Annotated in this window: 10 protein-coding genes; 8 read left to right on the top strand and 2 right to left on the bottom strand. The window is 47.2% G+C overall.

Annotation, left to right across the window (positions count from 1 at the left end; genetic code table 11):
- Positions 1 to 45: 45 nt before the first annotated feature.
- Together H7T88_RS04020 and H7T88_RS04015 are read left to right on the top strand one after the other, a co-directional pair.
- Complete coding sequence (locus tag H7T88_RS04020; protein WP_221787082.1) at positions 46 to 1,056, top strand: LLM class flavin-dependent oxidoreductase; 1,011 nt, start codon at positions 46 to 48, stop codon at positions 1,054 to 1,056.
- Positions 1,057 to 1,117: 61 nt separating this feature from the next.
- Entirely contained in the window at positions 1,118 to 1,612 is a 495-nt protein-coding gene (locus H7T88_RS04015) for a DinB family protein (RefSeq protein ID WP_221787080.1), read from the top strand.
- A gap of 42 nt (positions 1,613 to 1,654) precedes the next feature.
- On the opposite strand, the gene H7T88_RS04010 is transcribed toward H7T88_RS04015, so the two are convergent.
- Positions 1,655 to 2,026: a hypothetical protein gene (locus H7T88_RS04010; RefSeq protein WP_221787074.1), complete on the bottom strand. Its 372-nt coding sequence runs from the start codon at positions 2,024 to 2,026 to the stop codon at positions 1,655 to 1,657.
- A gap of 125 nt (positions 2,027 to 2,151) precedes the next feature.
- Positions 2,152 to 2,853 carry an NAD(P)-dependent oxidoreductase gene (locus tag H7T88_RS04005; RefSeq protein WP_221787071.1) on the bottom strand — a complete coding sequence of 234 codons (702 nt, stop codon included), beginning with the start codon at positions 2,851 to 2,853 and terminating at the stop codon, positions 2,152 to 2,154.
- Between the two features lie 186 nt (positions 2,854 to 3,039).
- Here H7T88_RS04005 and H7T88_RS04000 point away from each other — a divergent pair, with 186 nt between their 5' ends.
- From H7T88_RS04000 to H7T88_RS03975, 6 genes are all read left to right on the top strand, one after another.
- Positions 3,040 to 3,600 (top strand): TetR/AcrR family transcriptional regulator, encoded by a 561-nt coding sequence (locus H7T88_RS04000; protein WP_312027576.1) that lies wholly within the window; start codon positions 3,040 to 3,042, stop codon positions 3,598 to 3,600.
- A gap of 26 nt (positions 3,601 to 3,626) precedes the next feature.
- A complete protein-coding gene (locus tag H7T88_RS03995; protein WP_221787064.1) occupies positions 3,627 to 3,905 on the top strand; it encodes a hypothetical protein in 279 nt (92 codons plus the stop codon).
- Between the two features lie 157 nt (positions 3,906 to 4,062).
- Positions 4,063 to 5,103: an ABC transporter substrate-binding protein gene (locus H7T88_RS03990; protein WP_154887198.1), complete on the top strand. Its 1,041-nt coding sequence runs from the start codon at positions 4,063 to 4,065 to the stop codon at positions 5,101 to 5,103.
- A 1-nt stretch (position 5,104) separates the two neighbouring features.
- Complete coding sequence (locus tag H7T88_RS03985; RefSeq protein WP_221787062.1) at positions 5,105 to 5,881, top strand: (2Fe-2S)-binding protein; 777 nt, start codon at positions 5,105 to 5,107, stop codon at positions 5,879 to 5,881.
- Positions 5,882 to 5,926: 45 nt separating this feature from the next.
- Complete coding sequence (locus H7T88_RS03980) at positions 5,927 to 7,654, top strand: helix-turn-helix domain-containing protein (protein ID WP_221787060.1); 1,728 nt, start codon at positions 5,927 to 5,929, stop codon at positions 7,652 to 7,654.
- Between the two features lie 299 nt (positions 7,655 to 7,953).
- Positions 7,954 to 11,562, top strand: a complete 3,609-nt coding sequence (locus tag H7T88_RS03975; protein ID WP_221787055.1) for an S-layer homology domain-containing protein — start codon at positions 7,954 to 7,956, stop codon at positions 11,560 to 11,562.
- Positions 11,563 to 12,288 lie beyond the last annotated feature (726 nt).

Genomic DNA, 12,288 nt, shown 5'->3' with positions numbered 1-12,288 from the left:
CACGGGATCAGAAACATAAGAAGGAATATCCAAGGGGGAAGAGATATGTCATTTACATTAGGGATTTTGGATCAGAGCATTGTGTTTCCAGGCCAGTCGGCTACGGAGGCGTTGAAAAATACCGTAGAACTGGCGAAGCTTGGTGAATCACTTGGATATGACCGGTTTTGGGTAGCGGAGCACCACGACTCGGAAGGGGTTGCCGGATCATCGCCGGAAGTGCTCGTGTCGTATTTGCTTGCTCAGACCCAAAAGATTCGGATCGGCTCCGGTGGTGTCATGCTCCAGCATTATAGCCCATATAAGGTGGCTGAAAGTTTCAATGTGCTCGCGACACTAGCTCCGGGACGAGTTGAACTAGGGATTGGGCGAGCTCCAGGCGGCTTACCTCGTTCCACAATGGCGTTGCAAAAGGGAATCGCCGAGCCGGAAACGCTGGATGACAAACTGGTGGAACTGAGAAACTTCCTGAACGCTCCGGCGAGTGAAACTCATGCGCAGCCAGGACTCACAGCGCATCCGTTACCAGGTCAACCGGCACGTATTTATATGCTGGGCACGAGTGTTTCAAGTGCGGAACTGGCAGCCAAGCAGGGGCTACCTTATGCGTTTGCGCTGTTTATCAACAGTGATCCCGAAACGGCACGCATCGCACTGGATACGTACCGCACGCAGTTTAACACCGAACATGGCGGAGAGCCTGAAGCCATTCTGGCCTTGTCGGTCATAGCGGCAGATACGGAAGAAGAGGCAAATGCGCTGGCGGGACAGCACAAAACCGTGCGTGCAACGCTGGCGAGTGGCAAAACCGTGAATGTGCAGACGTTGGAGCAAGCAGCAGAATTCGCAAGACAGGCGGGAGAAACGTATACGGTGGTGGAGCGCGAAGCGGACATTACACGCGGTACCAAGGAAACGGTGCGGAAGCGACTGCTTGAGCTGTCGGAGGAATATGGCGTAAACAGCTTTGTGTTTACAACGATTATTCCCGATTTTGAACAACGAACACGTTCATTCCAATTGCTGAAAGAAGCATTTACGGGGGAACTGGTGTAAACATAGCAAATCCTATCATCCGTATTGTAGTTAAACTTATATAGATCGGAGAGCGGTAATCATGGGGAACACAACAGTGAAGACAGAATCCATTATATCGGCATATGTACACGCTTATGAAGAGATTGAACAGGAGATTGCAGGTTTGACCGAGCAGCAGTTGAGGTGGAAGTCTTCTCCTTCCTCCTGGAGTGTTACGGAAGTGCTGGGACATCTGGTGGATCACAGTATCGTCGTATCCTTCCGCATCCGTGAAATATTAGCGGGATCACCAGCGACGCTGCCTGGGTTTAACCAGGATGCATGGGTTGCCGGACAAAAGGCAAATGAGGAGCAGATTTCTCAGTTGCTTACGATTGCTAATGGTCTGGTGCAGTACAACTCAGGACTACTGGAGCGGCTGAGCGACGAAGAATGGGAGAAAACCGGCATTAACTTCAAAGGCGAGACGGTATCTCTAGCTGCAATCATTCCTGCTTTTGTCGCTCATGTGCAGAACCATCTCGACCAGATTGGCAGAATCAAACAAGAGTTGGTTGAAAAGCAGGCGAAGTAATAGGAAATGCAATGATGAGAGCGACGGGAAGGCAGGTATCCGTTATGTCTGAGGCCAAATCTTTCTTTTAGCGTTGTCCTGCCCTACTAAGTAGATTTCATCAATATTCCCATATGTGTTAGAGAATGAAATGTTGAAGTCGTTATGACCTCCAATCGGAAGTTGGCTGCCTTTGATCTGGATGAATAGTGAATGATCATGATGTGAGATGTTGTAGCCGTGATATTTGCTGATACTGTCTCCGAATCCACCTTGTATCGTAATAAGCTCAGGAGAAACGTCAGTCTTCGTAACCATTATCTCTTCCGGGTCGACAACCTTGTTGAACATATAAAATCCAATGATAATAGGAAAAGCAATAATGGAAACGGTGAACACTATAGTGAGATACTTCCTTTTTAGTCGCATACTCATGATTCACCTCATAGTTAGATGATATGAATCGATGTCTCAGTTATTATGGGGCATCGATTCTTTTGTTTTAACACAGACCTACATAGAGTATATAAGAAATGAAACGAACCTCCAATCCGAACGACTTATCTCCCTATATTCACAATTTTTCCGGTCCAATCGGGCTGGCTGGCTGCCGCGCGTACTAGCCCGTCAGCACAATCTGCAAAAGGAAGTGCAGCAACTGGATTGATGCGAGCGAGTGGACCAGCCGTATATTCCAAGTTCCCTTCCGCATACTGAAGCACGGATGCACGCATGATGACCCATTCCAGATCACTTTGGATGAGCGCTTGTTCCGCGATATGTTTATCCTGAATGGCCTTCCAAAAAATACGGCGCATCAGATGCACGGCGAGACGGCTGACATAAGAAAATTCTCTACCATCGCTCAAATTAATGCCGCTCTGCATCACCATACGTTTAACCCCTGTATGCTGACAGGCCGAAATAATATTTGGAATTCCCACAGACATGACCGTACCTGGTGAGAAATTAGCCTTCATTGTACTTAAACCGGCACTGAGATTACCCAAGCCCTTCTTGGCGGAGGTGGATGATACATTGAGGGGAGGGCCTATACAACTGATGACAGCTTCTGCCCCTGAAATGGCCTGAATCATAACAGGTAAATCGAACACATCCCCTTTTCTAACAGTAAGTCCTTCTATTGGAGCAATGGCTTCGGGACGACGAGCAACGGCAATAACTTCATGCCCTAATCCAAGTGCGCGTTCAATCACTTTTTTTCCTGTTCCTCCGGTAGCCCCAATGACTGCGATTTTCATATGGTTAAACTCCATTTCTCACTGTGAATTAATGCACAGTAGTGTATTATTTATCAACTATGTATAATGGTATACGTAAATAAAAATCTTACAATGGCTAAAAAGCTGGATTGCGTGCAATTGTGCACAGATGGTTTGAAAATGTGTATTAACAATGAAGAAAAAGGGTGATATAAGGTGGTAAAGGTGGATCGAAGGATACGCAAATCCCAAGAAGCGATCAAAACGGCGGTTACTGAACTGATGATGAACAAAGATTTTGATCATATTACGATCCAGGACATTTCTGACAAAGCGGATATCAGCCGCAGAACGATCTATCTTCATTACACAGATAAATTCGATCTTCTGAATAAACTCATCACAGAGCATATTGAGAATTTGCGTGAAATCTGTGAATCTACGGAGATGGACACGGGTTATAACAACATGGTATTCGTGTGGTTTGAGTATTTTGAGAAGCATTTTTTATTTTTCTACGCATTGCTGGCGAGTAAAGGCAGTTCTTTTTTTCGTAAGCAGTTTCTGGACTTTTTTATTCATGAATTACAGAACGGGAACGAGAGCGAACCAGCTGTTATGAACACCGAATTAATGAAAGACCAGATTGTGGAGGTTCAGTTTGTGGGGGGAGCGATCATTGGGGTCGTCGAATGGTGGTTTACGCATGAAAGACCTCTCCCACCTTCCGTAATGTCTGAACGTATAGGAGCAATGCTTGAACGAAATCTGGATACAAATCCTTAAAAATATTCCTTTGGAGGAGATCCACTATGAATCCAGAAGAGCATATTGAGCAAATGTTACATACTATCATTGAGAATACTCAATCCATCATTAACGATAATCAGAAACAATCCTTCGGCTCACTGGAATATTTCCTGGGACATATTAGGGAGTATCGAGATGAAAAGCAGTACCTGACAGAGGATTGGCAGTTCCGTACACCGCGCTGGCTGGGGGAGTATGGCAATACGCCGGAGGAAGAAGAACTTCTTGCAGACATTTACCGTCTTCAGGCTTACATTGCTGAGAAATTAAAAGGCGGATAGTGGATAGGTGTAGGTAAAATATCAATGACGATGTCGCATTAGTCCGACTGAAATGTCGCAAAAGTACATGGTAACACGATACACAGATCGTTTATACTCTCTTTATGTTTCGATAATGAAAATCATTATCACTAGTATACATAAGGGGGATTTACAAATGAAACAAGGAACAAACGGGCAAGCAGCCGGAAGCAAAGGCTATCTTGCTCACAAATCACGATTACTGATGGGCTTGATGTTGGCCCTGATTCTTGTCCTGACGGCGTGCGGTGCCGGAACAGGTACAGATAGCGGTAAACAATCCGCGGCAACGCCTTCGGATACACCTGCAAGTACAGAGACGAAGACCGACGGCGCTTTTCCAGTAACGATCAAGGGTATGAAGGGTGACATCACTCTAAACGAAAAACCGAAGAAAGTGGCCGTGCTGGATGTTAAGTTTTTGGATCAAATGTTAGCGGTTGGCGAAAAGCCGGCAGGTAGTGTTATCGCTGGAGGTAACACTGATTTTCCAGAATACTTGGGTGATCAGGCGAGTGGCGTTGAAGTGCTGGGTACACGGGACGAGCCTAACCTGGAAGCCATTGTTGCACTTGACCCGGATCTGATCATCATGACCGACTTCCAAGAGAAGCAGTATGAGAGTGTAAGCAAAATTGCACCTACCCTGGTACTGGATTTCTACGAAGACTGGCGTGATACGTTAGCTACAGTAGCTAAGATTACGGACAAGCAAGACGAGGCAGAGAAAGTGCGCACAGCGTATGAAGAGAAAGTGGCAGGAATGAAAACAAAACTGGCTGAGAAGCTGGGTGATGAGACGGTAGCATTGATTCGTCCGCGTAAAGAAGGTATTCGCGTTCATGGCATCGAGCACCGCACAGGCGGCATTCTGTATAATGACCTGGGCTTGAAAATGCCTGCACTTGTTGAAGGAATCAAGGATGATACTTCCGTAGAAATCTCGATGGAGAAAGTCCCTGAAATTGGAGCAGATCGTTATTTTGTCCTGTCGGATGAACTGTTTGCCGCAGAAGCAGAAGCGATGGTGAACAATCCGGTATGGAAGTCTCTGGATGCTGTGAAAAATAACCGCACGTATGATGTAAACTCCACACTATGGATCGCATACTACGGACCGCTTGCGATTAATCTGATTGTAGATCAGGCTTCGGAAGCCCTGCTCGGATCGAACTAATATGAGCCGATATCTCTCGACAGACGCATGGAAAGAGACGGTGGAGGATCATTCGATTTTGCTTGGCGAGCCGCCTCAACATAGTGTCCGTAGCATTGCGCTGAGTGAGCTGCATGACGAAGAGGCGTGCCGAGAGTATATCAGCTGGTTTCAACATTATATCGATGCACCAGACATGAAGGTTGCCGCTTCGATGTTAGCCAAGCGAATTGGCTATCTATGGACGACTCCGCTCGTGACTGCGATGACATTTCATCATCAGCATGTAACCTTTCAGCTGGAGAACAGCTTTCTCTATCATCCGAAGCTCGAAGAACATGAGGAGGGTACACGATTTCCTTTTCTAGCGGTGAACGAGCTTCGGGCTGAAGAGCTGACGGGAGATAGACACGTTTGGCGGGAAAAGGCAGTCCAAGAGATGTTCGCGGTACAGCTTACACCTCTGTTAAAGACACTTGCTGCGATTGCACCCCTTTCGATGAGTATTCTCTGGGAGAATATCATGGTACGGATCGGGCGACTTTTCGCTCCTGATGAAGGTGAGACGGAGCAGGAACGTAAGATCATTCGAGAGGACTTCGCCTATCTGACGCAGGTAGCGTCCGGGCAAGTGTTTGGTGAGAGGAAGAATCCGTTAACCCGTTTTACCGAGTGTAAGAACGATGTGCATGTTGCCAAAAGTGATCGGCTCACCTGCTGTTTCTGGTACCAGATGTCAGGGGAATATTGCCTCAAATGTCCGAAAATTGACAATGAGAAAGAATCTCAACTACAATGACAACAGTAATGATTATACCTACGCGATTGTCAGGAGATGAGAGAAATGCCGCTGCAGGAACAGACAAGTGGTTGGAGTGACACAGCAATCAAGATGCTGGACGGATATAGCGGTACTTTGCAGACAGGCAGCGTTTTGCACGAAACAAATGTAACTTCTAATGTGCTGCTGCTGGCATACGGAGGCGAAGGGGAGCTTGCAATGGATGGCGAGGGATGCCACATTGGAGCTTCTTTTGCCTGTCATGCGGTGAAGGGATCATCCTACACGTTGACGGCCAGATCAGAGGACATTCATTATATTGTGATCCAATACAAGGCTTCTTCCATGGAGGGAGCCTCTATTGTTATGCCTTCATACCGCAAACACCCGCTGCGCAGATCATTTGTGCAGAACTCGGCAACCAACGCGGAATGGATCGAGAATGCGGAAAAAATAGTAGCCAAATGGCGCCGCGGCGAAGGACTCGAACGATTTTATGCCAACGCTTTGCTCCAGGGCATGATCTATGAGCTAATCATGGCGTATGAACGTGGTCAGGGGGGAGCGGAGTCCGATATGGTGGATGTGGTCGCTTCCTATATTGCGTCGCACTATCGTCAGAACCTGGAGCTGAAAGAGCTGGCAGCCCTTGCGGGCTGTAGCGTAAGACAACTACAGCGCCGTTTCAAACAAGAAAAGCAGCTCGGCCCGATGGAGTACGTCATCCAGCTACGCATGGAAAGTGCTTCGCGCATGCTGCGTCATACGGATGCTTCAATAGGAGAAATTGCCGACAAGCTGGGCTATCGAGATATGTATTATTTCAGCAGGGCTTTTAAAAAGTATGTTGGCGTCCCACCGTTACATTACCGGCATGCCGCCGCTTCTAGAACCGATGCAGATTATGAGAATGCTCTACTGCAAAACCGCACAGCTTCATCCTATGAATCAGCCCAAGGCCTGGTCATCTGTCATATGCAAGGGGAATGCATCGTCACTGAAACACCGCAGCGTATCGTTGCCCTCGATGTGCAGTATGCGGATCATTTGCTTGCGCTGGGTTTGTCTCCGGTAGGGAGTGTCGGACTTGGAAGCAGCGTGTTATCTTTTCCCCAACCCCTTCAGGCAGGACTCAAGCACACCGAATTACTGGGGACATATGAATATCCCGATCTGCCTGCGGTGGAACGACTTGCACCGGATCTAATCATCTGCACCGAGGTACATGAGCAGTATCTTGAACGATTAAGTGGGATCGCTCCAGTGCTCATGTTCAAACGTAACGAAAACTGGCAGACGATCCTTAGTCTGTTCGGTGAACTGACAGGCAAGCGAGCAGAGGCCAAGCAGATTAATGCCGACTATCTTCGCAGAACTGCTTTGCTGGCTGAGGAACTAGCTACAGTATTGGCAGGCAAAAGTGTGGCCCTGATCCGTCCGTTGGACTCGCTCGTTCGTGTCCATTCCGCCGCTCATCGTACAGGTGCTGTGCTGTACCGTGATCTAGGTCTGCCTGCACCATTGTTTGTGGCTGACACCTCCGATACGGCCTATCATATTTCGGTTGAGAGATTACCCGCAGTGCAGGCAAGTCACTACTTTCTGCTGAGTAATGAACTTATGCAGGATGGGATATCGGCAACAGAGCAGCGGGTTTTGGAGATGCTTGGTGGGGGAGAGGAGCAGCGAGTACATTCGGTGGATGCAGCGACATGGATTGGTTGTTATGGACCGATGGGGATCAATGGAATTGTGGATCAGGTGGAAAAAGCGTTGTTGGGGTTTACATAAAGCATTTACCCTAATCAAGGTTCAAATAGCTATTCTTAAGACTATAGACAGGTCATCTTTTCTCTCCGTAAAGAGGATAAGTGACCTGTTTTTTTTGGTTTTAATGAGTCGGAATAGGGCGAAAGTTCTAAAGATAGTTCTTAAAGCACAGGAATTCTTTTCGATAATGTCGCAAAATGGATTTTGTCTATGTAGTAAAGGTTTTATAAGGGGTTCAACTAATTCCGGTGTTAATTAATGTTTATGTTTCAGCAATAGTGAGATTCAGGATTAAATCTAAACGATAGGGAGAGTAGTCGATGAAGAGCTTATTACGAAAAATGTTAGTCCTGGTCACCATTGCGTTAACCTTTCAGGCGGGATTCGGTAATTATATTATACCGACAACCTTTGCAGCAACGGGTCCTGTGTTAACTCTAACTGGAGGTACTGCTTCATTCGTGGCTGGAGATAATGTGTCCTCAACTCCGGTTGCGATCGACTCTGGCATAACGGTAACCGCGGATAGCACCAATACCCTTGCAAGCGCAACAGTAGCGATTACAGGTAATTTTCATGCTGGAGAAGATATGCTGATGTTCATAAATTACGGACAGAATATGGGGAATATTACAGCCAGTTATAATGCAGGTACTGGCGTGCTGACGCTGACATCATCAGGCGCAACCGCAACGTTGGCGCAGTGGCAGAACGCTCTGAGATCAATTACTTATAGCAATGCAGCGATTACGCCAAATACGGCGACACGTACGGTTAGCTTTACGGTGACGGACGGTGTGGATACAAGTAACACGGCAACACGAATTATAACGGTTACAGCTACCGACCAGACACCAATCGTGACCACAAGTGGTGGTTCGGCGAATTACATCTCCGGAGCTTCGACTCCGTTGGCGATCGACAGCGGTCTAATGGTATCAGACCTAGACAATGCAACCTTGGCCAGCGCAACGGTTAGCATCACGAGCAACTTCGACGCGGGAAAAGACGTATTGGCATACACTAATGATGGGGCGAGCATGGGAAATATCGTGGCGAGTTATAATTCATCTACTGGCGTGATGACGCTGACATCATCAGGCGCAACTGCAACGTTGGTGCAGTGGCAGAGTGCGTTGAGAAGTATTTCATTCTCAAGTACAAGTGCCACGCCAGGGCAGCGTATCATTAGCTATGCCGTAAATGATGGAATGAAGACCAGCGGTGCTGCTACACGTTCAGTGGAAGTAACGGTGATCACGCCTCTGATGCTGACGACAAACAGCGGTTCGACTTCATTCGTGGCTGGAGATAATGCGTCCTCAACTCCGGTTGCGATCGACTCTGGCATAACGGTAACCGCAGATAGCAACACTACGCTTGCAAGCGCAACAGTGGCGATTACAGGCAATCTTCGCGTTGGAGAAGATGTGCTGATGTTCATTAATGACGGGTTGAACAAGGGAAATATTACAGCCAGTTATAATGCAGCTACTGGCGTGCTGACGCTGACATCATCGGGCAGAACGGCAACGTTGGTGCAGTGGGAAGCCGCTTTGAGGTCGATAAATTATACGAATACAGCGATTACGCCAAATACAGCGACACGTACGGTTAGCTTCACGGTGACGGACGGTGTGGATGCAAGTAGTACGGCGACACGAAATATAACGGTTGCCGCTACGGACCAGTCACCAATCGTGACCACAAGTGGTGGTTCGACGAATTACATCTCTGGAGCTTCGACTCCGGCGGATATTGACAGCGGTCTAACGGTATCCGACCTAGATAATGCAACCTTGGCTAGCGCAACGGTTAGTATTATGAGCAATTTCGACGCGGGAAAAGACGTATTGGCATACACCAATGATGGGGCTAGCATGGGAAATATAACGGCGAGTTATAATGCCTCTACTGGTGTAATGACGCTGATATCATCTGGCGGAACCGCAACGTTGGCGCAGTGGCAGAGAGCGTTGAGGGGAATTTCGTTCTCAAGCACGAGCGCCACGCCAGGGCAACGCAATATTAGCTATATCGTAAGCGACGGAACAAAAGCAAGCGTTGCTGCTACACATCCTGTGGAAGTGGCGGTGATCGCGCCTCCGATGCTGACTACAAGCAGCGGTTCGGCTTCATTTGTGGCTGGGGATAATATACCTTCAACTCCGGTCGTTATCGACTCTGGCATAACGGTAACCGCAGATAGCAACACCACGCTTTCAAGCGCAACAGTGACCATTACAGGTAATCTTCATGTTGGAGAAGATGTGCTGGGTTTCATCAATGACGGGCTGAGCATGGGGAATATTACAGCCAGTTATAATGCATCTACGGGTGTGCTGACGCTGACATCATCGGGCGGAACTGCAACGTTGGCGCAGTGGCAAGCTGCCTTGAGATCGATTACTTATACCAATACGGCGATCAAGCCAAATGCGGCGACACGTGTAGTAAGCTTCATGGTGACGGATGACGACAATGTGAGCAATCCAGCGACACGAACTGTGATGGTGATGGATACCAACCAGACACCTATTGTGACCACGAGTGATGGTTTGACCAATTACATCTCTGGAACTTCGACTCCGGTTGCTATTGACGGCGGTCTGGCGGTATCCGATTTGGATAATGCAACCTTGGCCAGTGCAACGGTTAGCATCACGAGCCACTTGGACGCGGGAAAAGACGTATTGGCTTACACCAATGATGGAGCGAGCATGGGGAATATTACGGCGAATTATGATGCTCTCATGGGTGTTCTGACGCTGACGTCCGCAGGTGGAACCGCAACGTTGGCGCAGTGGCAGAACGCATTGCAAGCAGTTACTTACAGTAACACACAAGTTTCTACGAATATGACGACGCGCACGATCAGCTTTACCGTAAGCGACGGCAACAAAATGAGCGGCATCGCAACAAAGAGCATTACCTTGCAGGGATTAAACAGTTTAAAGACGGATACGAATACGTTGAGCGTATCGACCGGACAAACGGTTTCTGTAGCGATTACAGCTGTTTTCTCAGATCAGTCGCAAAAAGATGTGACCTCATGGGTAACCTGGATTGTTCGTAATCCGTCAATTGCTATTGTTAGCAGTGGGAGGGTTACAGGTAAGACAGCGGGCAGCACTGTCGTCAGTGCTGTGTATGGAACCCAATCGGTAGATATCAACATAACAGTAACTGGCACGCCAGTTTCGGGGTCAGGATCTTCTCCGAGCAGTTCAACCAATACAAGCACTTCAATCGATAATAGTACTCCGGCTAAAACGGAACCTTCAATACCTCCTGCTAAGGAGACCAAGCATTTTCAAGCTCTTGTTGAAACCGATCGGCTCGTAGCTTTTATACAAAAGTCATTGGCAGGTAATTCTGTAACGTTCCGGGATGTAGCGTCCCACTGGGCTTCCAAAGATATTTTGTCCGCTACCAAGATAGGTATAATCAATGGCTACCCAGACGGCAGATTCAAACCGGATGTTTCTATTACAAGGGCAGAGTTCAGCACACTTCTTGTTAAAGCATTTGCTCTGCGCTCAGGAAGCGGAATGTTTGAGTTACGGGATATTCAAAACTCCTGGGCGCGAGACTCTATAGCAATTCTTGCTTCCAATGGAGTTATCAACGGGTACTCTGACGGAACGTTCCACGCTGATTACAGGATTACACGAGCCGAGATGGTTGCTATGATCTCAAAAATCCTGATTTTTCAGAATAGTGTATCTGGCGATGCAGCAACATTCGTTGACGTAGCACCCAAGCATTGGGCGAAGGAGATCATTGAAACGGCTGCAAAAGCGGGTATACTGGAGGGCAAGAGCCAGAATCGGTTTGAACCGGACGCCAATCTCACGAGGGCGGAAGCCTTAACGGTAATCATGCGCATGCTGAGAGAGAATCCAACGATAGATCAATTGCTGGGTTAACCATGAAATAGCTCATAGCTTTTAAACTAAGTAGATATAAACAAAGAAAAGTCCCCCTTTTCGGTAAGCAGTGTATGGATAAAACCTGCTACGGTGAAGGGGGATACCTATTTAAATTTGGTTTTTTGTATATACCTTCAGGGAGGGATAGTGTCTGTCTTCATACTTAAAAAATAGTAGTTTACAAAAACAAACACCTTCTTTTTCTTATCGCCTTCTATGTTTATGTAGACATGGGGGCCTAACGAGATTACATTAGCGATGATGTATATTGGAAAATATCTGCACTTGCTTACTAAGACAACGTTTAAACTGAGCACCTCTTAAAGATGAGCGGGATTATGCGTAATTGAAATCCATTGAACATGAGAGTGCCAAGCTCCAGAATAAAGTGTCGGGTTTCGATTTCGTTGTCCTCCACAAAAAAATCAGACGAATCAGATTGTCATCAGTCACAGAGTAACGGAACCAGATGAGAACTGGAGTGGTATATCGTTTGATTACGAAACAGACGTGTTCGATGTTTTAGGTGGACGCAGGGGATTAATGGGATCGTGGGTCTGATTAAGCAGGCGTCATTAGAAGGGAGAGGAGCTATATGTTTCTCCCCCTATTTACGTATGTCCACAATGTATTGGATCAGTAGAGAACTTCTTCAAACAGAGATATATCATAATTTGAGAGTACAATCATTCTATTATGTAGATCGCATTTGTTTCTTCATTT

Source organism: Paenibacillus cucumis (ex Kampfer et al. 2016) (assembly GCF_019748695.1).
GTDB lineage: Bacteria > Bacillota > Bacilli > Paenibacillales > Paenibacillaceae > Paenibacillus > Paenibacillus polysaccharolyticus.
Note: the sequence above shows the minus strand (reverse complement) of the source record. Positions and strands in the feature narration are given on the sequence as shown.